Annotated in this window: 26 protein-coding genes, 1 tRNA gene and 1 pseudogene; 13 read left to right on the plus strand and 15 right to left on the minus strand. The window is 65.9% G+C overall.

What is annotated here, in order from left to right:
• Positions 1-43 precede the first annotated feature (43 nt).
• The 3 genes from P73_RS08250 to P73_RS08260 are packed head-to-tail and all read left to right on the plus strand — an operon-like array spanning position 44 to position 1,468.
• Positions 44-781: a heme ABC transporter permease gene (locus P73_RS08250; protein ID WP_043869243.1), complete on the plus strand. Its 738-nt coding sequence runs from the start codon at positions 44-46 to the stop codon at positions 779-781.
• Positions 778-933: a heme exporter protein CcmD gene (gene ccmD / locus P73_RS08255; RefSeq protein WP_043869244.1), complete on the plus strand. Its 156-nt coding sequence runs from the start codon at positions 778-780 to the stop codon at positions 931-933. The genes P73_RS08250 and ccmD overlap by 4 nt, the downstream gene beginning before the upstream one ends.
• Positions 926-1,468 carry a DsbE family thiol:disulfide interchange protein gene (locus P73_RS08260; protein WP_043869245.1) on the plus strand — a complete coding sequence of 181 codons (543 nt, stop codon included), beginning with the start codon at positions 926-928 and terminating at the stop codon, positions 1,466-1,468. Before ccmD ends, P73_RS08260 begins: the two co-directional genes overlap by 8 nt.
• Before the next feature lie 97 nt (positions 1,469-1,565).
• Here P73_RS08260 and P73_RS08265 read toward each other — a convergent pair whose 3' ends face one another.
• A complete protein-coding gene (locus P73_RS08265; protein WP_043869246.1) occupies positions 1,566-2,843 on the minus strand; it encodes an O-acetylhomoserine aminocarboxypropyltransferase/cysteine synthase family protein in 1,278 nt (425 codons plus the stop codon).
• 371 nt (positions 2,844-3,214) lie between these two features.
• Between P73_RS08265 and arsC the strand changes: the two genes are divergently transcribed.
• Positions 3,215-3,556 carry an arsenate reductase (glutaredoxin) gene (gene arsC / locus P73_RS08270; RefSeq protein ID WP_043869247.1) on the plus strand — a complete coding sequence of 114 codons (342 nt, stop codon included), beginning with the start codon at positions 3,215-3,217 and terminating at the stop codon, positions 3,554-3,556.
• A 72-nt stretch (positions 3,557-3,628) separates the two neighbouring features.
• Here arsC and acnA read toward each other — a convergent pair whose 3' ends face one another.
• Complete coding sequence (acnA, locus tag P73_RS08275) at positions 3,629-6,382, minus strand: aconitate hydratase AcnA (protein ID WP_043869248.1); 2,754 nt, start codon at positions 6,380-6,382, stop codon at positions 3,629-3,631.
• Positions 6,383-6,685: 303 nt separating this feature from the next.
• Here acnA and P73_RS08280 point away from each other — a divergent pair, with 303 nt between their 5' ends.
• On the plus strand, positions 6,686-7,432 hold the full coding sequence (locus tag P73_RS08280) for a DUF1223 domain-containing protein (protein ID WP_052453115.1): 747 nt from the start codon (positions 6,686-6,688) through the stop codon (positions 7,430-7,432).
• Between the two features lie 51 nt (positions 7,433-7,483).
• Here the strand turns inward: P73_RS08280 and P73_RS08285 are convergent, their stop codons facing one another.
• The 5 genes from P73_RS08285 to purB form a co-directional block, all read right to left on the minus strand.
• Complete coding sequence (locus P73_RS08285; RefSeq protein WP_052453116.1) at positions 7,484-8,464, minus strand: lysophospholipid acyltransferase family protein; 981 nt, start codon at positions 8,462-8,464, stop codon at positions 7,484-7,486.
• Positions 8,461-9,369, minus strand: coding sequence for a DMT family transporter (locus P73_RS08290; protein WP_043869249.1), 909 nt, complete (start codon positions 9,367-9,369; stop codon positions 8,461-8,463). Before P73_RS08290 ends, P73_RS08285 begins: the two co-directional genes overlap by 4 nt.
• A 943-nt stretch (positions 9,370-10,312) precedes the next feature.
• On the minus strand, positions 10,313-11,395 hold the full coding sequence (locus P73_RS08295) for a flagellar motor switch protein FliG (protein ID WP_245629250.1): 1,083 nt from the start codon (positions 11,393-11,395) through the stop codon (positions 10,313-10,315).
• A 103-nt stretch (positions 11,396-11,498) separates the two neighbouring features.
• Positions 11,499-11,654 carry a hypothetical protein gene (locus P73_RS25925; RefSeq protein ID WP_158401923.1) on the minus strand — a complete coding sequence of 52 codons (156 nt, stop codon included), beginning with the start codon at positions 11,652-11,654 and terminating at the stop codon, positions 11,499-11,501.
• 95 nt (positions 11,655-11,749) lie between these two features.
• Positions 11,750-13,054 carry an adenylosuccinate lyase gene (purB, locus tag P73_RS08300; RefSeq protein ID WP_043869250.1) on the minus strand — a complete coding sequence of 435 codons (1,305 nt, stop codon included), beginning with the start codon at positions 13,052-13,054 and terminating at the stop codon, positions 11,750-11,752.
• 174 nt (positions 13,055-13,228) lie between these two features.
• Here purB and P73_RS25930 point away from each other — a divergent pair, with 174 nt between their 5' ends.
• Together P73_RS25930 and P73_RS08310 are read left to right on the plus strand one after the other, a co-directional pair.
• The gene (locus tag P73_RS25930) at positions 13,229-13,702 is read left to right on the plus strand and encodes a GAF domain-containing protein (RefSeq protein ID WP_043869251.1); all 474 of its coding nucleotides are present in this window, start codon (positions 13,229-13,231) and stop codon (positions 13,700-13,702) included.
• 22 nt (positions 13,703-13,724) lie between these two features.
• Complete coding sequence (locus P73_RS08310; protein ID WP_043869252.1) at positions 13,725-14,150, plus strand: DUF6314 family protein; 426 nt, start codon at positions 13,725-13,727, stop codon at positions 14,148-14,150.
• 144 nt (positions 14,151-14,294) lie between these two features.
• On the opposite strand, the gene glnA is transcribed toward P73_RS08310, so the two are convergent.
• Both glnA and P73_RS08320 read right to left on the minus strand, forming a co-directional pair.
• Positions 14,295-15,701, minus strand: coding sequence for a type I glutamate--ammonia ligase (gene glnA / locus P73_RS08315; protein WP_043869253.1), 1,407 nt, complete (start codon positions 15,699-15,701; stop codon positions 14,295-14,297).
• A 78-nt stretch (positions 15,702-15,779) separates the two neighbouring features.
• Entirely contained in the window at positions 15,780-16,118 is a 339-nt protein-coding gene (locus P73_RS08320; RefSeq protein ID WP_043869254.1) for a P-II family nitrogen regulator, read from the minus strand.
• A gap of 172 nt (positions 16,119-16,290) precedes the next feature.
• Here P73_RS08320 and P73_RS08325 point away from each other — a divergent pair, with 172 nt between their 5' ends.
• Positions 16,291-17,916 carry a bifunctional ADP-dependent NAD(P)H-hydrate dehydratase/NAD(P)H-hydrate epimerase gene (locus P73_RS08325; protein WP_043869255.1) on the plus strand — a complete coding sequence of 542 codons (1,626 nt, stop codon included), beginning with the start codon at positions 16,291-16,293 and terminating at the stop codon, positions 17,914-17,916.
• Positions 17,917-18,083: 167 nt separating this feature from the next.
• Here the strand turns inward: P73_RS08325 and P73_RS08330 are convergent, their stop codons facing one another.
• Entirely contained in the window at positions 18,084-18,404 is a 321-nt protein-coding gene (locus P73_RS08330; RefSeq protein ID WP_043869256.1) for a Hint domain-containing protein, read from the minus strand.
• 133 nt (positions 18,405-18,537) lie between these two features.
• Here P73_RS08330 and P73_RS08335 point away from each other — a divergent pair.
• Positions 18,538-18,622: transfer RNA gene (locus tag P73_RS08335), tRNA-Leu, on the plus strand.
• A 73-nt stretch (positions 18,623-18,695) separates the two neighbouring features.
• On the opposite strand, the gene P73_RS24840 is transcribed toward P73_RS08335, so the two are convergent.
• Entirely contained in the window at positions 18,696-18,857 is a 162-nt protein-coding gene (locus P73_RS24840; protein WP_082033156.1) for a hypothetical protein, read from the minus strand.
• Between the two features lie 174 nt (positions 18,858-19,031).
• Between P73_RS24840 and P73_RS08340 the strand changes: the two are divergent.
• Positions 19,032-19,523, plus strand: a pseudogene (locus P73_RS08340) (transposase); the annotation flags it as partial.
• An 80-nt stretch (positions 19,524-19,603) separates the two neighbouring features.
• On the opposite strand, the gene P73_RS08345 reads toward P73_RS08340, so the two are convergent.
• Positions 19,604-20,032, minus strand: a complete 429-nt coding sequence (locus tag P73_RS08345) for a GlcG/HbpS family heme-binding protein (protein WP_043869257.1) — start codon at positions 20,030-20,032, stop codon at positions 19,604-19,606.
• Between P73_RS08345 and P73_RS24845 the strand changes: the two genes are divergently transcribed.
• Both P73_RS24845 and P73_RS24310 read left to right on the plus strand, forming a co-directional pair.
• On the plus strand, positions 20,007-20,414 hold the full coding sequence (locus P73_RS24845; RefSeq protein ID WP_082033353.1) for a DAK2 domain-containing protein: 408 nt from the start codon (positions 20,007-20,009) through the stop codon (positions 20,412-20,414). The two genes, P73_RS08345 and P73_RS24845, sit on opposite strands and share 26 nt — an antisense overlap.
• On the plus strand, positions 20,411-21,385 hold the full coding sequence (locus P73_RS24310; protein ID WP_052453118.1) for a mannonate dehydratase: 975 nt from the start codon (positions 20,411-20,413) through the stop codon (positions 21,383-21,385). The genes P73_RS24845 and P73_RS24310 overlap by 4 nt, the downstream gene beginning before the upstream one ends.
• Positions 21,386-21,503: 118 nt before the next feature.
• Here P73_RS24310 and P73_RS08355 read toward each other — a convergent pair whose 3' ends face one another.
• From P73_RS08355 to P73_RS08365, 3 genes are all read right to left on the minus strand, one after another.
• Positions 21,504-23,024, minus strand: coding sequence for an aldehyde dehydrogenase (NADP(+)) (locus P73_RS08355; protein ID WP_043869258.1), 1,521 nt, complete (start codon positions 23,022-23,024; stop codon positions 21,504-21,506).
• 1 nt (position 23,025) lies between these two features.
• Complete coding sequence (locus P73_RS08360) at positions 23,026-23,997, minus strand: mannonate dehydratase (RefSeq protein WP_043869259.1); 972 nt, start codon at positions 23,995-23,997, stop codon at positions 23,026-23,028.
• 84 nt (positions 23,998-24,081) lie between these two features.
• Positions 24,082-24,810 (minus strand): FadR/GntR family transcriptional regulator, encoded by a 729-nt coding sequence (locus tag P73_RS08365; RefSeq protein ID WP_043869260.1) that lies wholly within the window; start codon positions 24,808-24,810, stop codon positions 24,082-24,084.
• A 138-nt stretch (positions 24,811-24,948) separates the two neighbouring features.
• Between P73_RS08365 and kdgD the strand changes: the two genes are divergently transcribed.
• The gene (gene kdgD / locus P73_RS08370) at positions 24,949-25,860 is read left to right on the plus strand and encodes a 5-dehydro-4-deoxyglucarate dehydratase (protein WP_043869261.1); all 912 of its coding nucleotides are present in this window, start codon (positions 24,949-24,951) and stop codon (positions 25,858-25,860) included.
• Positions 25,861-25,885 lie beyond the last annotated feature (25 nt).

The raw sequence follows: 25,885 nt of genomic DNA on the forward strand, positions 1-25,885 counted from the left end.
TGCCCGTAATGTGACGGCGGAAAATCGGGAGAGAGACACCGACATGGCATCTATCTGGGAATGGGCCAACCCGCGCAAGTTCATGGACTGGACCGACAGGGCGCTGCCGGTGATCGCGGCGCTGGCCGCCTGCCTTTTCGTGGGCGGGCTCGTCTGGGGATTCTTCTTCACGCCCGACGACTACCGTCAGGGCGCGACGGTGAAGATCTTTTACCTCCACGTTCCCTCCGCGATGATGGCGATCAACATCTGGGCGATGATGCTCGTGGCCTCGCTGATCTGGATCGTGCGCCGCCACCACGTCTCCGCCCTTGCCGCGAAATCCGCCGCCGCCATCGGCGCGACGATGACGCTGATCGCGCTGGTCACCGGCGCGATCTGGGGCAAGCCGATGTGGGGCACCTATTGGGAATGGGATCCGCGGCTGACCTCCTTTCTCATCCTCTTCCTGTTCTACGTCGGCTACATGGCGCTGTGGGACGCGATCGAGAATCCCGACACGGCGGCGGACCTGACCTCGGTCCTGTGCCTCGTCGGCTCGGTCTTTGCGATCCTGTCGCGCTATGCGGTGCTGTTCTGGAACCAGGGCCTGCACCAGGGCGCGTCGCTGTCGATGGATGCGGAGGAAAACGTGGCCGATGTCTACTGGTATCCCGCGCTCGTGTGCATTGCGGGATTCATCCTGTTGTTCGTGACGCTGGTGCTGTTGCGCACCCGAACGGAAATCCGGGCGCGACGGCTGCACGCGCTCGAAATGCGCGAAAGGGTGGCCGGACAATGATGCCCGATCTGGGAAAATACGCAGGCGACGTGCTCGCCGCCTATGGGGTGACGCTGCTCCTGCTCGCCGTGCTCATCTGGCGCTCGCTCGCCCGCGGGGCGAAGATGAAGCGCCTTCTCAAAGAGGCCGAGGAGCGCCGCAGGAATGGCTAGAATTTCTCCGCTCGTCGCCCTGCCGCCGATCGCCTTCGTCGGGCTTGCCGCGCTGTTCATCTTCGGGATGGGCCGCGAGGATGCCGAACAGCTTCCCTCCTCGCAGATTGGACGCGAGGCGCCCTCCATTGCCGCGGTCACCCCGCTGGGCGATCTGCCGGTGCTCGAGGATCCGATGCTGCGCGAGGGCGGGGTGAAGCTCGTGAACTACTGGGCGAGCTGGTGCGCGCCCTGCCGGGCCGAACATCCCCAGCTCGAGACGCTTTCGGAGGAGGGCGTGACGATCTACGGCATCAACTACAAGGACGAGGCCCCCGCCGCGCTCAAGTTCCTCGACGAGCTCGGCAATCCCTTTGCGGCCGTGGCGCAGGACGAGCCGGGGCGCACCGCGCTCGAATGGGGGCTCTATGGCGTGCCGGAAACCTATGTGATCGACGGGGAGGGGCGGATCCGGTACCGCTTCGCCGGGCCGATCACGGTGGAGATCATGGAGAAATACATCCGGCCGGAGATCGCCAGGGCGGCCGGGGAATAGGCATTCGCCGCGGAGCGTGTTTTATAGGGGTGCAAGTCGCGATGCCCGAAAAACCCGCCGGTTTCCGGCGGGTTTCGCGTTTTCGCCGGGCTGACGTTCAGCCGAGCGCCTGGTCGAGATCCGCGATCAGGTCGTTCGCATCCTCGATCCCGATCGACAGGCGCAGCACGTTCGGGGCGGCGCCGGCCTTGATCTGTTCGGCTTCCTCGAGCTGGCGGTGCGTCGTGGAGGCCGGGTGGATCACCAGCGAGCGCGTGTCGCCGAGATTGGCGACATGGCTGAAGAGCTTCAGCTTCGACACGGCCTCCACGCAGGCATCGTAGCCGTCCTTGAGCGCGACGGTGAACAGCCCGCCGGCGCCGCGCGGACAGATGCGGGTCATGCGGTCGTGATAGGGGGAGGCGGGCAGGCCGGAATAGGTCACGCTCTCGATCCGGTCGTCGCCGTCGAGCCAGCTCGCGATCTCGCGCGCGTTCTGGACATGGCGCGCCATGCGCAGCGACAGCGTCTCGATCCCCAGAAGCGTGTAATGCGCCGCCTGCGGGTTCATCGTCATGCCGAGGTCGCGCAGCCCCACGGCGATGCCGTGGAAGGTGAAGGCGAGCGATCCGAAGGTCTCGTGGAAGTCGAGCCCGTGATAGGCGGGCTCGGGTTCGGAGAGGGAGGGGAACTTGTCGGAGGCCGACCAGTCGAACGTGCCGCTGTCGACGATCGCGCCGCCCATCACCGTGCCGTTGCCGGTGAGGTATTTCGTGGTCGAATGGACCACGAGCGTCGCCCCGTGCCGGATCGGGTTGCACAGGTAGGGCGTGGCGGAGGTGTTGTCGACGACGAGCGGCACGCCGTGGTTCCCGGCGATCTCCCCCAGCGCGTCGAGATCCATGATCGCCCCGGTCGGGTTGGCGAGGCTTTCGCAGAAGATCGCCCGCGTGTCCTCGTCGATGGCCGCGCGCACTGCGTCGAAATCGTCGAAATCGACGAGCTTCGCGGTCCAGCCGAAGCGTTTGAAGGTCTGGGTGAACTGCGTGAGCGTGCCGCCGTAGAGCCGGGTGGAGGCGACGATATTGCGCCCCGGCGCCATCAGCGGGAACAGCGCCATGATCTGCGCGGCATGGCCCGAGGAACAGCAGATCGCGCCGGCGCCGCCCTCGAGCGCGGCGATGCGGTTCTGGAGCGCCGCGACGGTCGGATTCGTCAGGCGCGAATAGATATAGCCCACCTCCTCGAGGTTGAAGAGTTTCGCGGCGTGATCGGCATCGCGGAACACATAGGCGGTGGTCTGGTAGATCGGCACCTGCCGCGCGCCGGTGGCCGGGTCGGGCTCCGTGCCCGCATGGACCTGGAGCGTGTCGAAACCGAGTGTCTTTTCCGTCATCTGAGCCTCCCTGACGTCTCGTCCGTCGGACCCTACGCCGCAAGCCCGCGCCGTTCAACGGTCGTCATGGGCATGATCTTCATGAGCCGGAGGCGAAGCGCGGCTCACCCCGCGCCGATCAGGAGCACGAAGAAGGCGAGGAGGAGCACGAGCTCCGTCACGGGCAGCGGCAGGCGGGAGAGGGGGCCGGAAGGCGAGGTGCGTTTCATGTGACCGGATCTAGCCCGGAACGGGTAAAGGAAAAGTTGCGCGCGGCGGTTTGCGGCCGGAAACGGTCCGTTTCGCTTTCGTTCTCATTGCCTCGCGCCCCCTCTGCGCCCATGCTGGCCGGCGAAGGCCCGCGGGGGCGGGCGGTGCCGAAAGGGAAGGCGATGGTCACGATCTATCACAATCCGCGATGCACGAAGTCGCGCGAGACGCTGAAACTGCTCGAGGAGGCGGGGGTGGAGCCCGAGGTGGTGCTCTATCTCGAAACGCCGGCGAGCCGCGCGAAGCTCGCGGAATTCGTTGCCCGCTCGGGGCGTCCCGCAGGCGATTTCCTGCGCCCGCAGGAGGCGGAGGCGAAGGAAATCGGCCTCACGAAGGCCTCCGATCCCGAGGCGATCCTCGACGCGATCGCGGCGCATCCCCGGCTCATGGAACGGCCGGTGGTGGAAACGGAGAAGGGCGTCGCGCTCGGTCGTCCGCCGGAGGCGGTGCGCGACGTGCTCTGAACCGGGCGCAGGCCGGACGGCAAAAGAAAAGCCCCGCGATGTGCGGGGCTTTTCTGTTTCACGGGGCGGGACTCACGCCTTGGCGAGGTTGCGCAGCACGTAATGCAGCACGCCGCCGTTCTCGATATATTCGATCTCCGGCGCGGTATCGATGCGGCACTTGACCTTGATCGTCTTCTGCGTGCCGTCGCCATAGGTGATGTGGCACTCCACGACCTCGAGCGGCTTGACCGTGTCGAGCCCGGTGATCGTCACCGTTTCGTCGCCGGTGAGGCCGAGCGACTTGCGGGTGTCGCCGTCGGTGAATTCGAACGGGATGACGCCCATGCCGACGAGGTTGGAGCGGTGGATCCGTTCGAAATTCTCCGCGATCACGGCCTTGACGCCGAGGAGCGCCGTGCCTTTCGCGGCCCAGTCGCGCGAGGAGCCGGCACCGTATTGTTCGCCGCCGAAGACGACGAGCGGGGTGCCCTGATCCTGATAGGCCATCGAGGCGTCGTAGACCGAGGTCTGTTGGCCGTCCGGACCCTTCGTGTAGCCGCCTTCGACCCCGTCCAGCATCTCGTTGCGGATGCGGATGTTGGCGAAGGTGCCGCGCATCATCACCTCGTGGTTGCCGCGGCGCGAGCCATAGGAGTTGAACTCGCGCACGGGCACCTGGCGTTCGACCAGATACCGGCCCGCAGGCGTGCTTTCCTTGAAGGAGCCGGCCGGGGAGATGTGGTCGGTGGTGACCATGTCGCCGAGGATCAGCAGCACCTTGGCGTTCTCGATATCGCGGATCTCGCCCTTCTCCCTGGACATGCCCTGGAAATAGGGCGGGTTCTGGATATAGGTCGAGGCGGGCGGCCAGTCATAGGTTTCCCCGCCGGAGACGTCCACGGCCTGCCATTTCTCGTCGCCCTTGAAGACATCCGCATATTTCTTGAGGAAGGCCTCGCGGGTCACGACCCGGTCGACCAGTTCCGCGATCTCGGCATCGGTCGGCCAGATGTCCTTGAGGAAGACGTCCTTGCCGTCCCTGTCCTGTCCGAGCGGTTCGGAGGTCAGGTCGATGTTCATGTCGCCGGCGAGCGCATAGGCCACGACGAGCGGCGGCGAAGCGAGGTAGTTGGCGCGCACGTCGGGAGAGATGCGGCCCTCGAAGTTGCGGTTGCCCGAGAGCACCGAGGTCGCGATCAGGTCGCCCTCGGCGATGGCTTCGGACAGTTCCGGCGCGATCGGGCCGGAGTTGCCGATGCAGGTGGTGCAGCCGTAGCCCACGAGGTTGAAGCCGATGGCGTCGAGATCCTCCTGAAGGCCCGCCGCCTCGAGATATTCGGTCACGACCTGCGAGCCGGGGGCGAGGGAGGTCTTGACCCAGGGCTTGCGGTCAAGGCCGAGGGCGCGCGCCTTGCGCGCCACGAGACCCGCGCCGATGAGCACATAGGGGTTCGAGGTGTTGGTGCAGGAGGTGATCGAGGCGATCACCACCGAGCCGTCGCGCAGCGCGTAGTCCTGGCCCTTGACCGGTTGGGACTTGCGCGGGTCGTTGCATTCGTCCTCCGCCGGGGTCGGGCCCTCGGCTTCCATCGCCTCGGCGGCCGCGCCGGTGTCGATGCCGCGATACTCGTTCACGACATTCATGAAGGCCGGGGCGGCCTGGGTCAGCGGCAGATAGTCCTGCGGCCGTTTCGGGCCGGAGATCGCGGGCACGATGTCGCCCATGTCGAGCTCGAGCGTGGAGGAATAGATCGGCGCGTAATCGGCGCCGCGCCAGAAGCCGTTTTCCTTGGCATAGGCTTCGACCAGCGCGATGCGGTCCTCGTCACGGCCGGTCTGGCGCAGGTAGCGCAGGGTCTCGTCGTCGATCGGGAAGAAGCCGCAGGTCGCGCCGTATTCGGGCGCCATGTTGGCGATGGTGGCGCGCTGCGCCAGCGGCAGGTTGTCGAGGCCCTCGCCGTAGAATTCGACGAACTTGCCCACGACGCCGTGCTTGCGGAGCATTTCGACGACCTTGAGCACGAGGTCGGTGCCGGTGGTGCCCTCAATCATGGAGCCGGTCAGCTTGAAGCCCACGACCTCGGGGATCAGCATGGAGATCGGCTGGCCGAGCATCGCCGCCTCCGCCTCGATCCCGCCGACACCCCAGCCGAGCACGGCCGCGCCGTTGACCATGGTGGTATGGCTGTCGGTGCCGACGAGCGTGTCGGGATAGGCCAGCTCGACGCCGTCCTGGTCGGTGTCGGTCCAGACCGTCTGGGCGAGGTATTCGAGGTTCACCTGGTGGCAGATGCCGGTGCCCGGCGGCACGACGCGGAAGTTCTCGAACGCGGTCTGGCCCCATTTGAGGAACTGGTAGCGCTCCATGTTGCGCTCGTATTCGCGGTCCACGTTCATCTGGAAGGCGCGGGGATTGCCGAATTCGTCGATCATCACCGAGTGGTCGATCACCAGATCGACGGGCACGAGCGGGTTGATCTTCTTCGCGTCGCCGCCGAGCGCCTTGATCCCGTCGCGCATCGCGGCGAGGTCGACGACGGCGGGCACGCCGGTGAAGTCCTGCATCAGCACGCGGGCCGGGCGATAGGCGATCTCGCGCGGGTTCTTGCCCCCTTGCGCGGCCCATTCGCCGAACGCCCTGATGTCGTCGGTCGACACGGAGAAGCCGTCATCCTCGAAACGCAGGATGTTTTCGAGCACCACCTTGAGAGACGCGGGGAGCTTCGAGAAATCTCCGAAGCCCGCCTCCTGCGCGGCAGGGATCGAGTAATAGGCGAACGTCTTTCCGTTCACGGAGAGTTCGCGGCGGGTCTTGGCGGTATCTTGACCGACAACAACAGTCATGGGGAATGGCCTCCCTTTATCAGGAACAGGGTTACGCTGCCCCGCTTTTGACCTATTGCCCGAGTCCATTCAAGGGGGGAGGCGCAAATATGTATACCATTGCACACAATTTTTTGCCCGCCGGGCGGAATTCCCCGCAAAACCCTTTTTATCCTAGAAAAACAGTCGGATTTAAGCGGCCCCGGCGGACCCGCAGGCGGTGCGAAAATGGCGCATACGTGTAACGCTTTCTCGCAAAACCTTGATTGGCCCCGGTGTTTCGGGAGAGGTATTCAGGAGCGGGAACAGGCATCGGAGGGGTGTATGCTGACGACGTGGCGAGGCGGTCTGGCGGGGCTGATCCTGACGACGAGTGCAGGGATCGTGCCCGCGGGCCTTGCCGCGGATGCCGCGGCGCCCGCCAGGGGGCACGCAACCGGCCCGGTCATCGTCGAGCTCTTCACCTCGCAGGGCTGCTCGTCCTGCCCGCCCGCCGATGCGATGATCGCCGAACTGGCGACGCGCGACGATGTCCTGCCGCTGTCGCTGCATGTCGACTACTGGGATTACATCGGCTGGCGCGACGGCTTCGCGCAGCCGCAGTTCACCGAGCGCCAGAAAGCCTATGCCCATGCCGCGGGAAAGCGGACCGTCTACACGCCGCAGATGATCGTGCAGGGGCAGGAGACGCTCGTGGGGACGAAGCCGATGCGGCTCGCGGACCTGATCCGCGCCCATGCCGACGGCGCCGCCGCGCCGGTCACGCTGCGCGCCGAGCGCAAGGACGGCCGGCTCGTGGTGACGGCGATCCCGATGGGGCCTCTGCCCGGCAACCTGCGCTTTCACCTCGTGCGCTTCGATCCGCATGAGCGGGTGGAGATCGGTCGCGGCGAGAATGCGGGGCGGGTGCTCGACTATTTCAACATCGTGACCCAATGGGCGCCGATTGCCGACTGGAACGGCAAGGGTCCGTTTTCCGCAAGCCTCGAGCTGCCGGGAGAGGACCGTACGGCGGTCATCCTCCAGACCGGGGGCGTCGGGCCGATTGTCGCGGCGGTGCGCGCCGACTGATCCGCCGGCCGGGCGCCGGTCCGGTCCCGCAGGCTCACCGGTCCCGCAGGCTCAGCCGCGGTCGCGGTCGATCTCCGCCTCGGCCGCCGCGAGCTCCGCCGCCTCCGCCTCCGCCCGTGCCGCCTCGCGCGCGAGCGCCTTCGCGATCCGCTCCGGTTTCCAGCGGCGGTGGATCCAGAACCATTGCTCCATGTGCTGCCGGGTGATCGCCTCGAGACTGTCGTTGAGCGCCTGGGTCATCTCCTCCGGCGTGCCGTGCGGCACCGGCGCCTCGACCTGCACCCGGAAGCTCAGCCCGTCGGGCTGGCGCACCCCGTAGATCGGCACGAGCAGCGCGTCGTACTTGAGCGCGAGCTCGGCGGCGGAGAGCGCGGTGCGCGCGGGCTTGCCGAAGAACGACAGGATCGGGGCGGAGGGCATGTAGACATCGACGAGAAAGCCGATCATGCCGCCCGATTTCAGGTGCTTGAGCAGTTGCGCATAGCCCTTGCGCCCGCGCGGGAACATCGGCTGGCCGATCTTGGAGATCGCGGCGACGTAATGGGCGTTGAAGAAGCGGTTGCGCATGGGGTTGTAGAGCGAGCCGACGTCGTAGCCATCGGCGATGAGCGCCGCGCGCGGTACGTCGTAATTGCCGAAGTGCCCGGTCAGGAGGATCACCGGACGGCGCGTGTCGCGGGCTTCGCGCAGCACCGCCACGCCCGGCCCGTCGAACTCCACGTCCTTCATCCGGGCGATGAAATCCCGGCCCGAATAGATCTCGATCAGGGTGCGTCCGGCGTTGTCGGCCACCGCGCGCATCAGCCGCCGCACCTCCGCCTCCGGCAGCTCGGGCATCACATGGGCGAGGTTGTCGCGCACCCGCCGGTCATAGCCCGCGAGCGGCGCGATCACGCGCGACACGAGCCATCCCATCATCCGCACGCGCGTCTCGTAGGGCAGGGCGAGCGCGAGGCGCAGGAGCGCCCGCACGGCGAGGTCCTCAAGGTAATGGCCGAGCGGCCCCTCGATCTCTCCGCGCCTGATCTTCATGGTTGCCCCATCTCTCCCGGTGGCACGGGCGGCGGATTGCCCGCGACCCGTTCGCGATGCCAGACATAGAGGCCCGCCGTCACGATCACAAGGGCGCCAAGGACCGTCGGCCGATCGGGCACCTGTCCGAACAGCAAAAGCCCCCATCCGGCGGCGGCGAGGAGCCCGGCATAGGTGAAGGGCGCGACCACCGAGGCCTCCGCGATGGCATAGGCGCGCAGCATCAGGAACTGGCCGAGCGCGCCGATGCAGCCGATCCCGAGCATCATGGCGATGGCCTCGGGCGGCGGCGGCAGCCAGCGGAAGGGAATGATGGCGCTCATGATCACGGTGCAGATCAGCCCGGAATAGATCAGCCCGGTGAGGGGGCTTTCCTTCGGGCCGATATGGCGCGTGGCGAGCGCGTAGCCCGCGAGGCTCGCGGCGGTGCCGAGCGGCCAGAGCGAGGCGGGGGAGAAGACGGAACTGCCGGGACGGATCACGATCAGCGCCCCGGCGAGGGCGAGCAGGATGCCGACGACCCGGCGCAGGCCGACCCGTTCGCCGAGGAACACGGCCGCTCCGAGCGTGATGAGCAGCGGCGCCAGATCGGCGATGGCGGTCGCCTCGGCAAGGCCGAGGTCCCGCAGCGCGGTGAAGAAGCAGAAGGCGGCGGTGAGCTGCATCAGCCCCCGCGCGATTTGCAGGCGCGGGTGGTCGGTGCGCAGGATCCGGGGCAGGCGCGGGGCGAAGAGAACCGAGAGCAGCACGAGCTGCCCGCCATAGCGCGCCCAGAGGATCTGGGTCGTGTCGATATGGGCGCTCAGCAGCTTGGCGGTGGCATCCATCAGCGAAAACACCGTCACCGCGGCGACGAGACAGAGTATGCCGCGGGTCTGGGCGGGAAGGCGGGCAAAGGCGGTCATCGCGCGACGCTACTGGCGGCGACAGGGCTTGTCCACGGTCAGCCGCGCGGGGCGGGGTGTGCGGCTTTCGCAGTCGCTTGTCGCGGGGTGGCCGCCGGTTGCCCGTTGTGGCGGATGGGTGTTGCAGGGGGGGCGTGGCGGGATGGTTGTCTTCCGTCGGCTGTCGCTCTGTCTGCCGTTGCCGGTCGGCTGTCGTTGGTCGGCTGTCTTCCTGTCGGTTGTTTCCTTGTCGGTCATGCTCTGTTGGCCGTTTTCAGTCGACCGTCCCTGTCGGCCGTCCCCTGCCGGTCCTGCCCGGCCAGTCGCGCCGGTCGGCTGGCCGCTGTCGGACGTCCGCTGCTGATCGTCGCCGGTCAGCCGTGCCCGGTCAGTCGGCTTCAGTAAGACGTTCCCGACCGGCTCTCGCGGACGCTCGTCTCCGGCCGGTTCTCTCCGGTCCGCAGTCTCCAATCGGTCTTCCCAGTTCGTCGTTTCCAGTCGGCCGCCCCCTGCCGGTCCTGCCCGGCCAGTCGCCCCGGTCGGCTGGCCGCTGTCGGACGTCCGCTGCTGATCGACGCCGGTCAGCCGTGCCCGGTCAGTTGTCGGCCGGTTCCCGGCCGGCTCTCGCGGACGGTCGTCTCCCGTCGGTTCTCTCCGGTCCAGTGCTCTCCTCAGCCTTTTCAGTCGTCGTGCCCTGCCGGTCGCCTTCGGCCACTCGCCCTGTTCAGCCGTCCCCTGTCGGTCCTCCCCGCTCGACCGCCCTTGAGAGCCGCCGCCGGTCGGCCGTTTCCAGTCAGGTATCCTTCGTCGCAAGTCAGCCGTCGCCAGTTACTCCTCTCCTGTCCGCCCTTCCTTTCCGCCATCTCCAGTCGGGCCCTTCCGCCCGGTCTCGCTCCTCGAGGGATCAGTGGGCCCGGAGAGTCCGCCCGGCCAATCCTCTCGCTCCTGCCCCGCATCCTCTCGATCAATCCTCCCCCGTCAGCAGGAAGAGTTCCCCGCGCGTCTCGAGGTCGCGCACGACGGCGACCACGGCGTTCATCGCCTCCTCCGCCTCGCTCTCCTTCACCTGGCCGAGCGCCTCGATCTCCTCGCGCAGGCTGTCGGCCATGCGTTTCGACATGTTCGACAGGATGAAGTCGCTCGCCGCCGCGGCCTCGCCCTGCGCGCCGGCGAGCGCCCGGATCAGCACGTCCTGCTCGACCCCGCGCACGATCTTCGAGATGTCGCGCGGGTCGACGCGGGTCGCGATGTTGGCATAGGTGAAGATGTTGCGGCGCACCTCCTCCGCAAAGTCGCTGTCGGTCTGCGCGAGCCCCTCGAGCACGCCGTCGCGGGTGGTGGCGGAGGAAAAGTTGAGGATCGCGCCGACGCGTTCGGGCGGGCCGTCGGGAAAGGCCTGCGCCGGCTGGGCCTCGAGCCGGGCGGCGATGGACATGCCGATGCGCTGCACCACCTCGGGAGAGACGCCGGAGGTGAGGGAAATCGCATAGGCGACGCGGCGGGCGCGTTCGCCCGGCAGCATCGACATGAGCTGCGCGGCCTTCGCGACCTTCAGCTTCGACAGAAGCACCGCGCCGATCTCCACGCTTTCCTCGGTGAGGATGGGCAGGAGCCGGCTCACGTCGACCTCCGCGACCCGCTCCCAGGGGTCGCCGGTCAGCGAGACCCCGGCATTCTTGCGCAGCCGGGAGGCGGTGGTGGGGGAGATCGTGCCGTCGAGCACGCTCAGCGCGCCCTCCAGGCCGCCGGGGAAGGACAGGCCGATCGCCTCCAGCTCGGCCAGGAATTCCTCCACCACGGCGGCGAGCGTGGCCTTGTCGATATAGCGCAGGCCGGTCATCTGGTGGGCGAGCTCGACCTGCATCTCCTCCGGAAAGGTGGCGAGCGGCAGCTTCACCTCCTGCGCGGCGAGAAGGCGGACGATGATCGCCGCCTTCGCCTTTTTCGACAGGCGCGCAGGCATGCGGGGCAGGCGGGCGGGAAAGCCGGTTCCTCCGGCCTCTCCCGCCGCTCCGGGCTCCTGCGAAAACTGCGGCTGTCCGTCCACGCGCCGGGGTCCTTCGGTGAATCACATGCGATCCGGCCCAGCATGGCGCAGGAGCCTTAACGCAAGGTGACCGCCGGCGCGAAAAAAGCGCTCTGCCGCGGCGTTATCCGAGGACCTGCTCGACGCAGGCGCCCTTGTCGGCATCCCAGACATAGCCGTCCGCGCAGGAGGCGGCGGAGGTCCGGCTGGGGCAGTCATAGGCCGAGGCGGCGGACGCGAAGGAGGTGAGGCAGGCCAGTGCAACGATGATGCGTTTCATGAAAACTCTCCCGAAAGCATGTGCTGTCGGGAGAGCATAGCACGGAATCGGTGCGGTCCTGAGCGGTCCCGAGGCCGGACGCCGCCTGTCGGCCTTTATTCGCCGAACACCCGCCTGAAGATCGTGTCCACATGTTTCGTGTGGTAGCCGAGATCGAATTTCTCGTTGATCTCCGCCTCGGAGAGCGCGCGGCGCACATCCGCGTCGGCCAGCAATTCCTCGCGGAAATCCTTGCCCTCTTCCCAGACCTTCATCGCATTGCGCTGCACCAGCCGATAGGCGTCCTCACGCGACACGCCGGCCTGCGTCAGGGCCAGCAGCACCCGCTGGGACATCACCAGGCCCTTGAACTTGTTCATGTTCTTCAGCATGTTTTCGGGATAGACCACGAGTTTCTCGATCACGCCCGCCAGACGGTTCAGCGCGAAATCGAGCGTCACGGTGGTGTCCGGGCCGATGCCGCGTTCGACCGAGCTGTGGGAGATGTCGCGCTCGTGCCAGAGCGCCACGTTCTCCATCGCCGGCACCACGGCCATGCGCACGAGACGGGCGAGCCCGGTCAGGTTCTCGGTCAGCACCGGGTTGCGCTTGTGCGGCATGGCGGAACTGCCCTTCTGGCCCTTCGAGAAGAATTCCTCGGCCTCGAGCACCTCGGTGCGCTGCATGTGGCGGATCTCGATGGCGATGTTCTCGATGCTCGACGCGATCACGCCCAGCGTGGCGAAGAACATCGCGTGGCGGTCGCGCGGGATGACCTGCGTGCTGATCGGCTCGGGGCGCAGGTCCATCTTCTCGCAGACATGTTCCTCGACCGCCGGGTCGATATTGGCAAACGTGCCGACCGCGCCGGAGATCGCGCCCGTCGCCACCTCCGCGCGGGCGGCTTCGAGCCGTGCCTTGCCGCGGGCCAACTCGGCGTAGAAGCGCGCGAAGGTCAGGCCCATCGTGGTCGGCTCGGCATGGATGCCGTGCGAGCGGCCGATGCGCACCGTGTCCTTGTGCTCGTAGGCGCGCGTCTTCAGCGCGGCGAGAACCTTGTCCATGTCGGCCAGAAGGATGTCGGCGGCGCGCACGAGCTGCACGTTGAACGTGGTGTCCAGGACATCCGAGCTGGTCATGCCCTGATGGACGAACCGCGCCTCCTCCGCGCCGACATGTTCGGCCAGATGGGTGAGGAAGGCGATCACGTCATGTTTCGTCACCGCCTCGATCTCGTCGATCCGCGCCACGTCGAATTCGACATCCTTCGCCTTCCACACCGCATCCGCGTTTTCCTGCGGGATCACGCCCAGCTTCGCCTGGGCGTCGCAGGCATGGGCCTCGATCTCATACCAGATCCGGAATTTCGTGGCGGGTTCCCAGATGTCGACCATCTCTTTGCGGGCGTAGCGGGGGATCATCGGCGGACCTTTCAAAACGGAAACATGTCGCGCGCCTCATACGCGCTGGGCGACGCCAGAGCAAGCCCGGCACGACCGGAACCGGGGGCCACACCGGGCGGAAACCCGTTTCTCCGACGGGGCGGCTGTGCTAATCTCGGAGCTTTGAGAGGCTGGCTCTCCGGGAGGACCGCCATGTTCGATTTCGCCGATCCGGTCCTCGTGGCACTGGCGAGGGATCTCCATGCCGCGCTGTCCCCCGCGGGGGTGGTGATCGTGCGCGCGCGGCCGGACGTCATCGAGGTTCTCGCGAGCACGGGAAACCCGCTCGGATGGAGTTTCGGCGAGCAGGTGGCGCCCGGCGACACGATCAGCCATCATGTCGTCGAGATGGACCGCGAACTGATCATCGACGATGCCTTCGCCCATCCGCTCGTGCGCGACAGCGTGTCGGTGACCGGGTGCGGGGTCGCCTCCTATGTCGGGATGCCCTATCATGCGGAGGGGCGCGTGATCGGCGTCCTGGCCCTGGTCGACATCCATGCCCGCGTCTGGGAAGACTGGGAGATCGACACGATGCGCGCGGCCGCCCGCCGTCTCGACGAGATGGCGGAGACACGGGCCGCTCCCGCCCGCGGCACAGGGACGGGGCCGGGCGGGACGGAATAGGGCAGACAGGACAAGGGATGCGATGCCACGCGGCTTGACGGATTTCGGCGGGATCTGGCGCCTCGAGCGCGAGATCGAGGACCACCTGGGCGGAGGACGCGCGCGGATGTACGGCACCTGCGCCTTTCGCCCCGACGGCACGGGGCTCGACGTCGAGGAGCGCGGCCTCCTGCACATGCCGGACGCGGCGCGTCCCTTCGAGGCGGCGCGGCGGTATCTCTGGCGCGAAGAGGGGCGGCGGATCGACGTGTTCTTCGCGGACGGGGGCTATTTCCACAGCTTCGCGCCGGAGGAGGCGCAGCCGGAGGCGGGGCATGACTGCGCGCCCGACCGCTATGACGTGCGCTACGACTTCTCGCTCTGGCCCGACTGGCACGCGCGCTGGCGGGTGCGGGGCCCGCGCAAGGACTATCTCAGCGTGACGCGGTTCAGCCGCGAGGGGGCCTGACCCGGCGGAAGCCTGTCGCCGCCCGTGCCGCCGTCGGGGGAGAGGCCCTGGCGCCGGCCGCTCCCCTCCCGCGCCGTAACCTGCCGCGACAGCAAAAAGGGCCCCCGAGGGAGCCCTTTCGCAAGGTCGTCGCACCGTTGCGGATCAGCAGGAGTAGTAGAGCTTGAACTCGACCGGGTGCGGGGTGTGCTCGTAGGCATAGACCTCTTCCCACTTGAGATCCATGTAACCCTCGATCTGGTCCTTCGTGAACACGTCACCGGCGGTGAGGAAGTCCATGTCCTTCTCGAGCTCTTCGAGAGCTTCACGCAGCGAGGCGCAGACGGTCGGGATCTGGGCGAGCTCTTCCGGCGGCAGGTCGTAGAGATCCTTGTCGGACGAGGGGCCCGGATCGATCTTGTTCCTGATGCCGTCGAGACCGGCCATCAGCAGCGCTGCGAAGCAGAGGTAGGGGTTCGCGGACGGGTCCGGGAAGCGGGCCTCGACGCGTTTCGCCTTCGGCGATTCCGCCCACGGGATACGCACGCAGCCGGAGCGGTTGCGGGCGGAATAGGCGCGCAGCACCGGCGCCTCGAAGCCGGGGATCAGCCGCTTGTAGGAGTTGGTCGAGGGGTTGGTGAAGGCATTGAGCGCCTTGGCGTGCTTCAGGATGCCGCCGATGAACCACAGCGCCTCGTCGGACAGGTCGGCGTATTTGTCGCCGGCGAAGAGCGGCTTGCCCTCCTTCCAGATCGACATGTTCACATGCATCCCGGTGCCGTTGTCGCCCGCGATCGGCTTCGGCATGAAGGTCGCGGACTTGCCATAGGCCTGGGCGACGTTGTGGATGACGTATTTGTATTTCTGAAGCTCGTCGGCCTGCTTGGTCAGCGTGCCGAAGATCAGGCCCAGCTCGTGCTGGCAGGAGGCGACCTCGTGATGGTGCTTGTCCACCTTCATGCCCATGTTGGCCATGGTGGAGAGCATCTCGCCGCGGATGTCCTGGCCGTCGTCGATCGGGTTCACGGGGAAATAGCCGCCCTTGATGCCGGGACGGTGGCCGGTGTTGCCCATCTCGTATTCGGTGTCCGAGTTCCAGGCCGCGTCGAGCGCGTCCACCTCATAGGACACCTTGTTCATCGAGACGGAGAAGCGGACGTCGTCGAACAGGAAGAATTCGGCTTCCGGGCCGCAGTAGAACGCATCGCCGATGCCGGAGGACTTCAGATAGGCCTCGGCCTTCTGCGCGGTGCCGCGCGGGTCGCGGTCATAGGCCTCGCCGGTGTCGGGCTCGACCACGGTGCAATGCACGCAGAGGGTCTTTTCGGCATAGAAGGGGTCGATATAGACGCTGTCCGGGTCCGGGATCAGTTTCATGTCGGACTGGTCGATGGATTTCCAGCCGGCGATGGACGAGCCGTCGAACATGAAGCCTTCCTCGAAGAAGTCTTCATCCACTTCGGTGTGGCGCAGCGTCACGTGCTGCAACTTACCGCGCGGGTCGGTAAAGCGGACGTCGACGTACTGGACATCTTCGTCTTTCATGGTCTTGAGAACGTCTTGGATGCTCATTTCTGACCTGGTCCCTTTGATTTAAGTGTTTTGATTTCGGCGCGGGCGGCAGCGGTTTCCCGGATCCCGCGCCGTCCCTTACAGCGCGTCCAGCCCGGACTCGCCCGTGCGGATACGGATCGCCTGTTCGACAGGCGAGACGAAGATCTTGCCGTCACCGATCTTGTCGGTCTTCGCGGCGGCGATGATCGCCTCGATCGCGCCGTCGACCTGATCGGAGGCAAGCACCACCTCGATCTTCACTTTCGGAAGGAAATCCACGACATATTCCGCGCCGCGGTACAGCTCCGTGTGCCCCTTCTGGCGCCCGAACCCTTTCACCTCGACCACGGAAAGACCCTGCACGCCGATTTCCTGCAATGCCTCTTTCACTTCGTCGAGCTTGAAGGGCTTGATGATCGCTTCGATCTTTTTCATGGACCTTCGACTCCCTAGTCTCTGTTCGCGACCCGTCAGACCATTTCTCATTTCCGGCGACAATCAGCTAGGCTGGCGCAGCCGGAAACGCTCACGGGATTCGCATCGATGTGATTATAATTTGTGCATAGTGGCGTGATAAGGGGCGAAATGAAAACTTTAGAGGCAAGACATGGCAGAATTGCTGACCAGCGCCCAAATGCGCGCCATCGAAGGCGCCGTGATCGACCGCGGAGCGGTCACCGGGCTCGACCTGATGGAGCGCGCAGGACAGGGCGTCGTTGACGCGGTTTTCGAGGAATGGCCCGAACTTGCCCGCTCTTCTCATAGGGCGACTGTCCTCTGCGGTCCCGGCAACAACGGCGGCGACGGCTTTGTCATCGCGCGTTTGCTGAAACAACGCGGCTGGGAGGTGGAGGTGTTTCTCTATGGCGATCCGGCAAAGCTCCCGCCGGATGCGACGGTGAATTACGGGCGCTGGGCGGAGTTGGGCTCCGTAAGCGAGCTTCGAAAGACCGGCGCCTGGGTCGAGCCCCTCCTTCAGGCGGATCTCTGCGTGGATGCCCTGTTCGGCACCGGGCTCACACGGCCTTTCGACGACGACCATGCCGAGGCGCTCGGCGCCTATGTGCTGGAGGCATACAACAACATATTCTCAGGGGCGCGCGCCCCCTATATCGACAGGATCGTCGCCGTCGATGTGCCGAGCGGCCTTTGTGCCGACAGCGGCCGGGTTCTCTCGGCCCAGGGCGCGGAGGAGACCGACCCCACGAAACGCAGCGGCGTTTGTTTCGGCGCCGATCTCACCGTGACCTTCCACCGCGCCAAGCTCGGGCAGTATCTGGGGGAGGGGCCGGAGCTATGTGGCAAGCTCGTCGTGGCCGATATCGGTCTGTGGGGCGGCGTCACGGGCGCGCCGCCCGTTCGGCAGGTCGATGCCGCCGTCCTGAGGGGGCACGGGCTGCGCCCCGACGTCGGAAAACGCGCAGATCAACACAAATATTCCCACGGCCACGCCCTGATCCTCTCCGGTCTTTCCGGCAAAACCGGCGCCGCCCGTCTCGCGGCCCGCGCGGCTCTGCGCGTCGGCGCGGGACTCGTCACCCTCGGCACACCGCATGCGGCCGTCACCGAGGTCGCCGCCCAGCTCACCGCCATCATGCTCCGGGAAATCGACACGCCGGAAACCCTTACCCGCGTGCTCGCCGACCAACGCCTCACCGCGCTCTGCCTCGGCCCCGGTTTCGGCATCGACCGCGCGCGGGAATTCCTGCCCTGTGTGCTCGCCGCCCATCGCGCCACGGTGCTCGACGCCGACGCGCTCACGGCACTCGCGGAAGGCGAAACCGCCTTTGCCGCCCTTCATGACAGATGCGTGCTCACCCCCCATGCGGGCGAATTCGAGCGCCTGTTCCCCGACATCGCCGCCAGGCTCGCAGAGCCGCCAACCAAAGGCCCGGCCTATAGCAAGGTGGACGCCACGCGCGACGCCGCCAGACGTGCGGGCTGTCCGGTGCTGTTCAAGGGCTCCGATACGGTCATTGCCTCACCCGATGGCCGCTGCTCCGTCAACGCCGCTGTTTATGACCGCGCCGCGCCCTGGCTCGCCACGGCGGGCACGGGCGATGTGCTCGCGGGGCTGATCGCGGGCCTCCTCGCACGCGGCTTCGCCCCGGATCACGCCGCCGAAACCGCCGCCTGGCTCCATGTCGAAGCCGCCTACAGCTTCGGCCCCGGCCTGATCGCCGAAGACCTGCCCGAGGAATTGCCGACCGTCTTCCGCACCCTCGGCCTCTGACCCTCCGCCACAGGCTTTTTGCTGCCCCAAATACTCGAAAACACAGTCCCGCCCGGCGCCCCGCGCGTGGCCTCCCACCCGCCTGGCCACGCCCGGCGCCTGCACGCCCCTTTCTCGGGCCGGCTTCGCGCGCATTTTCACGCATCACCCTCGCAAAAGGCGGCCGCTCACGCGGCAAAGGGCAGGCCGCTGTCGCTCATCACCTGGATGCCGCCCGCATAGACGACCTCCGCGCGGTCGAAAACGAGCCTGAACCGCCCCGGCGCGGGCGTGTCGATGTCGCGCAGCACGCGCAACCCGCCGCGGGTGACCACGCGATCCCCCGGTTCGAGATATTCGACCGGAAGGCAGCCCTCCGCGGTCATCACCTCGGTCCCGACGGGCAGGCCGCCGGTGAAATTCGCAAGGATATCCTGCACGGAAAACGCCGCCGGCGCCCTGCGCCCGCACCTCGTCGCCTTCCCGTGCCCGCTGCCGTTCTCGGTCATGTCGGGGCCTCTGACTGTCTGCCTCAGTATTTTCGGCAGAATATGGCAAGATCGGGTTAACGCGTAGGATTTTTTGTGACCGACACTTTCCGTCTGGCACAGGCGTTGCCCGTTTGCTATCCACGGACCCGATGCGGGTGTGGCGAAACTGGTAGACGCACCAGATTTAGGTTCTGGCGCCGCAAGGCGTGGGGGTTCAAGTCCCTCCACCCGCACCACTTTGACCTTAAAGGAAAAATCGCCATCGCGGCGCCGGCTCTGGACGGAGGTTCGGCTGCGTTTAGCACTTTGTTAGCACTTTCCCGTTATGTTTTTGGTCTGTTCCCGAGCCATCTGCGCCCTCCTGGACGCCGCGTTCTGGCTGGCATGCGCAGTATATTTCTGCCCCATTGCAAGCGTTTTGCGTCCTGTGACGGATTGGATGTCGCGTCTGTCGAGGCCGGCATCCGCCAGCTGCGTGGCGGCGGTGTAACGCCACCCATGGGGAACAGACGGTTTCGCCGGGAGGAAACCGTTTCAGCGAGCCGGCGGGCAAGTTCAGCGGCATCCATCTCGCCGCTCCATCAGATCGTTTGCGATCTTGAGAAGCACGTCTTTACTGGGGGCGAGAAGCGCGTGTGCTCGCCGCGCCGCCTCGTTCTTCAGGAAGATTCGATGGCGATCGGTGCTTCCGAGGCCGTGCCGTTCTGGACGGAGTTTCTGCGAGATCTCGTTCGCCGTGGCCTCTCTGGCGTAAAACTGGTGATCGAGGGCATCAAAGCAGCCACGGCGCGGGTGCTGTCCCCCACCTGGCGGCGCTGTCGGGTGCATTTCCAGCGCAATGCTCTGGCCCATGCGGGCAAGAGCAGCCGGAGAGTGGTCTCGGCCTTCATCGCCACGGTCTTTGCCCAGCCGGACTACGCCGCGGCAAAGACCCAGTGGCGGCTGGTCGCGGACGGCGCGCAGATGTCGTCGGCATCTTCCCCAACGAGGCCCTCGATCCGCGGATTGATGGGCGCGATCCTGATGGAGCAGATTGAGGAATGGACCGTCCGGCGCGGTCGTTACATGATGCTGGAAACGCTCGCGCGGGGCTGCGATGATGTCATGGTCAGCCTGACTGCTGCGCAGCGCGACTGACCACCTCAGCCTGCATCAGAGCTTCATATGTTTCATGGCGGCGAATGGAATGCCCCACATCAATCCCTGGGATCCACGACCTAAATCGCGACGGCAGCAAGAAAGGCGTCGATCCCCGCCTGCGCAACCGCCCGGTCCTGATCGGGCGTGCCCGACGACACACCGATGCCTCCGATGACCTCTTCCTCGAAGATGACCGGAAGTCCGCCGCCGACGACCATGAGGCGCCCGCCGATGGCGGCAGCAATTCCATAGGCAGGGGCGCCGGGCTGGCTGGCCGTCCCGTACTCATGGGTCGCCTTCTTCGCGCCGGACGCTGTGAAGCTCTTGTCGATCGCGATCGTGATCGACGTGACCTTGCCGCCGTCCATCCGTTCAAAGGCAACGAGATTGCCACCTTCGTCGGTGATCGCGATACACATCGGAACTCCGATTTCGGCGGCCTTTTGGCGCGCACCTGCAATGAGCGTGCGGGCGTCCTGAATGTCGAGGCTTTTGATCGTGCGCATGTCGGATCCTTTTCCTGATATTGGTCTGCCCGCCGTCACGCGGCATGTTTCACGCGGCGCCGCGCCGCGTGGAGCAGGGGTTCGGTGTAGCCCGACGGCTGGTGGAAAAACCAGGCCGGGCCAGAAAACCATACTGGATTCGCTTGCTCCCGCACTGGAAACCCTCAAATCCAGTGCCGAATGCACCGACGTCGCGTCTGCCGCCCGGAATGCGGCTGAAGCGGCCAAGAAGGGAGCTGACGCCACGGTTTCGCTGACCTCGTCGGTCGGGCGGGCGCGCTGGTTCCAGGATCGCAGCGTCGGAACCATGGATCCCGGTGCCTGGTCCGGCTACCTGATCATTCGGACGCTTGGCGAGCATTTGGCGGGAGAGGCGACGTGAGAGTTGCTGAACGCGTCAATCTCGATTTCGTTGACCTCGACCGGGACATGAAGTTCTTGCGCCAGCTCGGCGTGACCGATCTCGGCATCATGATCAAGGAGTGGGACAAGAATTACGGTGCCGAGCCGGCATGGTACGAGTCCCCGGCCTCCGGGTTGCGCCATACAGACTATTTCGAGCTCAAGGACCTTAGAGCGCTCAAGCAGTGGGTCGAAAGCTACGGTCTGCGGCTCTATTCGATCATGGGTCTCAATTTTGCCAGGCGCGTTCGCCTGCGGCCGGGTGAGCCCGGTTACGCAGAGGCCATCGAGAACGTGAAACGATCCATCCTGAACATGGGCGAAGTCGGCATTCCCCAGTATAGCGGAGGCTCGCGCGGCTTTGCCGGGCCGGCAATCGCGAGCCCCTTCGGGCTGAACCATTGGAGAACGTCGGTTGTTGAAGGGCGCGGTGGCGCGCAGATGGTCCGATACAGCGAGGCCGTGGCCCGCACGGCCGATCCGGCCGAAATCGCGCCGGTCAGCGAGGAGGAAGTCTGGTCCGACACCTTCGCCTTTCTGGAACAAGTCTCTCCCGTCGCCGCGGCAGCGGGGGTGACCTTGTGCCATCATCCGGCAGACCCGCCCGTGCCTGTGCAGCGCGGAGTCGCAAAGATCTTGAAAAGCCGCGCCGATTTCGACCGCCTGTTTGCGACTGTCTCGGGCGAAGCCAACAAGATGATCTTCTGCCTGGGCTGGCAGGAAGTCCGCACCGCGATCCGGAGCCCACAGGCCCCGCTTCTTCAGGTCCCGTCGCCACCCATAGATGTGCGACCGCGTGAACTCGTGCCGTCGGGCAGGCGGCCTCACTCGGTCGGTTGCGAAAAAGCACCGGGCCTGCTCGAGGAGCCGGGGGGATATGACTTGCGCCGGACGGCGCAAAGCCCAGCCCCCCTTGCATATCGTGACCCTTGTCGAGCGTGCCGCCGGTGACGATGATCCCTCCCTCATGCCCTTTGGTCTCCTGTCGCTGAAAAGGTCGCAGCAGGAGAACCAGCGGTGCTATCATGGGCAGTACGGAGATCGCGGGACGTCTAAGCGGCCGCGGTCCTCAAAGCTGTACCAGATCATCCGGCAGCACGCCGTCGGGGAGGTTCTGGTAGCACACTGGGCGCAGGAATCTGCGGATGGAAAGGGTGCCGACCGAGGTTGCCCCGAAGTTCGTCGACGCGGGATAAGGCCCGCCATGGACCATGCTGTCGCAGACCTCCACGCCGGTCGGGAAGCCATTGGCGAGCACGCGGCCGGCTTTGCGTTCAAGGACAGGCAGCAGGCGGCGCGCCAGGTCGGTATCGCCCGCCTCCATGTGCAGCGTTGCAGTGAGCTGACCATCGAAGCTGCGCGCCACGCGGCCCATCTCGGCTGCGTCCTTCGCGACGACCACGAGTCCGAGCGGGCCGAACACCTCCTCGGAAAGCGCGTGGTTGCCGAGCCAGTCGGGGGCTGCGACCTTGAACAGGAACGGTCTGGCCTCGCGACGGTCGCACATTGAGGTGAGCAGATCCTGAACGCCCGATTGCGCGCCGATCGCTTTCGCGCCAGCGCTATAGGCCTCGGCGATGCCGTCGGTCAGCATGACCTGCGGTCCCTGCTCGGACAGCGCCGCGCGGGCGGCCTCGACGAATGCGTCGGCATCAGTCCCGCCGATCACCACCGCGATGCCAGGATTGGTGCAGAATTGTCCCGCGCCCATGGAAAGGGATGCCGCCCAGCTGCGCCCGAGATCCTTGCCGCGCGCGGCAACCGCCTCGGGCAGCATGAACATCGGGTTGACGGAGCCGAGTTCGCCGAAAAACGGAATGGGCTCGGGGCGCTGCGCGCAGAGGTCGAAAAGGGCACGCCCTCCCGCAAGCGAGCCCGTAAAGCCCACCGCCTTGATCAGCGGGTGCTGCACGAGCGCCTGTCCGACGCTGCGGTCGCCGCCCTGCACGAGGGAGAACACGCCTTTCGGCATGGCGCATTTGGCGATTGCGGCGTGGATTGCCTCAGCGACGATCTCCGCGGTGCCGGGGTGTGCCCCATGGCCTTTGACCACGACCGGACAGCCTGCGGCCAGCGCCGCCGCCGTATCGCCACCGGCAGTCGAGAAGGCCAGCGGGAAGTTGGAGGCACCGAAGACCGCGATCGGCCCGATCGGACGTTGCATCATGCGCAGATCGGGACGCGGCAGCGGCTGGCGGTCGGGCAGCGCCGGGTCATGGCGGCGGTCGAGATAATCGCCTGCGCGGATATGCGAGGCGAACAGACGCAGTTGATCGGTGGTGCGACCACGCTCGCCCTGAAGACGGGCCTCGGGAAGGCCGGACTCCTGGCTGCCGATCGTGGTGATCGCCTCGGCCCGCGCCTCGATCTCCCCGGCGATGGTTTCGAGAAAGACGGCGCGATCCTCGCGGGGGGTGTAGCCGTAGGACCAGAACGCCTCCTCGGCGGCTTCGCAGGCGAGGTTCACGAGGTCGGGCGTGCCCACCGAGAAGTCATACGCCGGACCATGGGCCGGCTCCGAGCGGAAGGTCGTCTCGCCTGCGATCCACTCGCCGGCGATCAGGTGTTTGCCGTGGGGGGTGAAGGTCATGTCAGCTCCCTTTCGCTGCTTGCAAGGCCGCCGCGATATATCCGTAGGAAAAGGCGAATGCCGCTCCTTCGGGATCGACGGCGTCGATCTCCGGTACGTGGTCCGGCATAATCATATATTTATACCCGACCTCCTTGAGGACCCTGAGGACGCGGAGCATGTCCACGTCGCCGTCGTCGGGCAGCACTTCGGAGAAGCCCAGCTTGCCGCCCCGGATATTGCGGAAATGGATGTTGAAGAGCTTGCCGCGCTCCCCGAACCAGCGCACGATCCCGTCGATTTCCGCGTCCGGGTGGTCGAGGTTCTCCGCCATGGTTCCGATGCAGAAGTTCAGCCCGTGATAGGGGCTTTCGTGGGTCTGGACGAACCGCTTCATCCCCTCGAACGTGCCAAGGATGCGCGTTACACCGCGATAGCCGGGCGGGGTGTAGGGATCGTGCGGGTGACAGGCCAGCCGCAGTTTGGCGCTCTCCGCCACGGGGACGACATGGCGCAGGAAATAGTCCGCGCGGTCCCAGATCTCTTCCTCGCTCAGCGGCTCGCAGTGCGGCGGCGCATCCGGGTCCATCCTGTCCCAGCGAAACGACGGCAGCCGTGCGCCGCCGCGCCCGATCTCGTCGGCGCTGCGCGGAATGCCGATGTAATTGAAATTGTATTTCGCCGCGGGAATGCCGGCTTTGGAGCAGTTCTCGATCAGACGACAGATCGCGTCGATCTGGGCATCGCGGTTCGGCCCCGCAAGAAGGATATCGGCACAGGGCGCCTTGTCGACCGGCACGGAGGGCAGGGGGAGCTGGATCATGTCCAGGACCATCCCCCGCGCCTCGACATGATCGCGATGACGTTCAAGCGCCTCGAGCGTCCAGTCGGTCCAGGGACCCGGTGGATCGAGCGAGATATGCCGTACACCGAACTGGGTCAACATCTTGAAATCAGTGTCGTGGCGCGGCTCGCGCTGTGTGCCGATATACACGGGGGGTCGCCTCCGAATCTTGAGTCAGACCAAGTCATAGTATGACATGTCCGCAATGCAAAGCCCCCCGTGGCGGATTGGCGATCACGACGCGGGGGCGTCCCTTACGGCAAGCGCCAGAGCGCGGTATCTTGATTGCGCATTTTTGAGATGCGCGCGCATGGCCGCGCGTGCGCCCTCGACATCCTGTGCGGAAATGGCGGCGACGATCTTGTCGTGTTCCGACTGGATGGTCTCGAGATAGGCCGGGGTGCGGGCTTCGGTCAGGTTCGGAAGGTTCGCGCGCGGAATGGCGGCGGAGCCGAACTGGGAGAGCGCCTCGACGAAATAGGCGTTGTTGGAGGCGGTTGCTATGGCCATGTGAAAATCGAAATCCGCCTGGGAGGTGCGGCTGTCGTCATGAATGGATTGACGCATTATTCTGCTTTTAGACAATATTTCAAAATCTTGTGAGCTTGTTCGGCGGGCGGCGGCAAGGCCTGCGGCCTCGACTTCGATCGCGGCGCGAAATTCGATCAGCTCGATCGTGCGCGGGATGGAGCGCCGCTCGTCCTGTGACAGGGTGAGCAGGGTGTTGGGCAGTCGATCGGTTACGAAGACGCCCTTGCCCTGGATGGGATGTACGAAGCCGGCCGCGCGCAGTTCGGCGAGTGCCTCCCGAATCACGGTGCGGCTCACGCCGAAGGCTTCCATCAGCTTGGGCTCCGTCGGAAGCTGTGAGCCCGGAGGGTGCCTTCCGGCCCCCACATCCGCCTTGATTTTCTCAATGACAGTTTCGGCCAGCCGCGCCTTCGTCTTTCGGGCTTCCAACATTTCTGGTGAACTCCAGTTGCAAGTCGTCGTTAATCATACTACGAGTCGTCATATGAATTTCTAATATCATCCGTTGAACCGTCCCGATAGTCAAATGCACGGGGCACCTCGGATGCTGAGGGGAGGGCACGCGCCGCAATGGATACTGAAGCAATCAAATCAGCACTTGGGGGCGGGTTGCTGTCCTTTCCCGTGACGCCTTTTGACGGGGCGGGCGATTTCGTCGCCGAGCCTTATCGCCAGCACATCGAGTGGCTGTCGTCCTTCGATGCGTCGGTGCTGTTCGCGGCGGGTGGTACGGGAGAGATGTTTTCCCTGCGCCCCGCCGAAGTGCCGCTGATCGTTCGCGCCGCGAAAGAGGCCTCGGGCAATGTGCCGATCGTGGCCGGCTGCGGCTGGGGCACGGCCGTTTCCGTCGATCTGGCGCGCCAGGTCGAGAGCGCAGGGGCGGATGGGATCCTTTTGTTGCCGCACTACCTGATCGACGCGCCGCAGGAAGGTCTTTATGCCCACGTGAAAGCGGTCTGCAACGCGACCGGCCTCGGCATCACCGTCTACAACCGCGACAACAGCGTGTTGCAGCCCGAGACGCTCGCTCGCCTGGCCGAGGAATGCCCCAATCTTGTCGGGTTCAAGGACGGCACCGGCGACATGGCTCTCGTGCGCCGGATCACCGCGACGCTCGGCGACCGTTTGACCTATGTCGGCGGCATGCCCACGGCGGAGCTGTTCGCCGAGGCCTATCTCGGCGCCGGGTTCACGACCTATTCCTCGGCGGTCTTCAACTTTGTGCCGGCGCTTGCGCAGGAGTTCTATGGCGCGCTGCGGGCCGGACGGCGAGAGGTCTGCGAACGTATCCTGAATGAGTTCTTCTTTCCCTTCATGGATCTGCGCGGCCGCAAGCCCGGATATGCCGTGTCGGCCATCAAGGCCGGTGTGCGCCAACAGGGATTCGCCGTCGGTTCCGTGCGTCCGCCGCTGACCGATCTGAGCGGCGAAGAAGAGGAAATGCTTCAGGATCTGATACGCCCCTGGCGCAAGGCGGCCTGATCAGAGGAAAACGCGTGAGGCCGGT

Origin of the sequence: Celeribacter indicus (assembly GCF_000819565.1) — a bacterium.
In the GTDB taxonomy this organism is placed as follows: domain Bacteria; phylum Pseudomonadota; class Alphaproteobacteria; order Rhodobacterales; family Rhodobacteraceae; genus Celeribacter; species Celeribacter indicus.

Coding starts and splice junctions, on each gene's coding strand:
- P73_RS08250 (WP_043869243.1), top strand. CDS start 44: ATGGCATCTATCTGGGAATGGGCCAACCCGCGCAAGTTCATGGACTGG.
- ccmD (WP_043869244.1), top strand. CDS start 778: ATGATGCCCGATCTGGGAAAATACGCAGGCGACGTGCTCGCCGCCTAT.
- P73_RS08260 (WP_043869245.1), top strand. CDS start 926: ATGGCTAGAATTTCTCCGCTCGTCGCCCTGCCGCCGATCGCCTTCGTC.
- P73_RS08265 (WP_043869246.1), bottom strand. CDS start 2,843: ATGACGGAAAAGACACTCGGTTTCGACACGCTCCAGGTCCATGCGGGC.
- arsC (WP_043869247.1), top strand. CDS start 3,215: ATGGTCACGATCTATCACAATCCGCGATGCACGAAGTCGCGCGAGACG.
- acnA (WP_043869248.1), bottom strand. CDS start 6,382: ATGACTGTTGTTGTCGGTCAAGATACCGCCAAGACCCGCCGCGAACTC.
- P73_RS08280 (WP_052453115.1), top strand. CDS start 6,686: ATGCTGACGACGTGGCGAGGCGGTCTGGCGGGGCTGATCCTGACGACG.
- P73_RS08285 (WP_052453116.1), bottom strand. CDS start 8,464: ATGAAGATCAGGCGCGGAGAGATCGAGGGGCCGCTCGGCCATTACCTT.
- P73_RS08290 (WP_043869249.1), bottom strand. CDS start 9,369: ATGACCGCCTTTGCCCGCCTTCCCGCCCAGACCCGCGGCATACTCTGT.
- P73_RS25925 (WP_158401923.1), bottom strand. CDS start 11,654: ATGAAACGCATCATCGTTGCACTGGCCTGCCTCACCTCCTTCGCGTCC.
- purB (WP_043869250.1), bottom strand. CDS start 13,054: ATGATCCCCCGCTACGCCCGCAAAGAGATGGTCGACATCTGGGAACCC.
- P73_RS25930 (WP_043869251.1), top strand. CDS start 13,229: ATGTTCGATTTCGCCGATCCGGTCCTCGTGGCACTGGCGAGGGATCTC.
- P73_RS08310 (WP_043869252.1), top strand. CDS start 13,725: ATGCCACGCGGCTTGACGGATTTCGGCGGGATCTGGCGCCTCGAGCGC.
- glnA (WP_043869253.1), bottom strand. CDS start 15,701: ATGAGCATCCAAGACGTTCTCAAGACCATGAAAGACGAAGATGTCCAG.
- P73_RS08320 (WP_043869254.1), bottom strand. CDS start 16,118: ATGAAAAAGATCGAAGCGATCATCAAGCCCTTCAAGCTCGACGAAGTG.
- P73_RS08325 (WP_043869255.1), top strand. CDS start 16,291: ATGGCAGAATTGCTGACCAGCGCCCAAATGCGCGCCATCGAAGGCGCC.
- P73_RS08330 (WP_043869256.1), bottom strand. CDS start 18,404: ATGACCGAGAACGGCAGCGGGCACGGGAAGGCGACGAGGTGCGGGCGC.
- P73_RS24845 (WP_082033353.1), top strand. CDS start 20,007: ATGTCGAGGCTTTTGATCGTGCGCATGTCGGATCCTTTTCCTGATATT.
- P73_RS08345 (WP_043869257.1), bottom strand. CDS start 20,032: ATGCGCACGATCAAAAGCCTCGACATTCAGGACGCCCGCACGCTCATT.
- P73_RS08355 (WP_043869258.1), bottom strand. CDS start 23,024: ATGACCTTCACCCCCCACGGCAAACACCTGATCGCCGGCGAGTGGATC.
- P73_RS08365 (WP_043869260.1), bottom strand. CDS start 24,810: ATGTTGGAAGCCCGAAAGACGAAGGCGCGGCTGGCCGAAACTGTCATT.
- kdgD (WP_043869261.1), top strand. CDS start 24,949: ATGGATACTGAAGCAATCAAATCAGCACTTGGGGGCGGGTTGCTGTCC.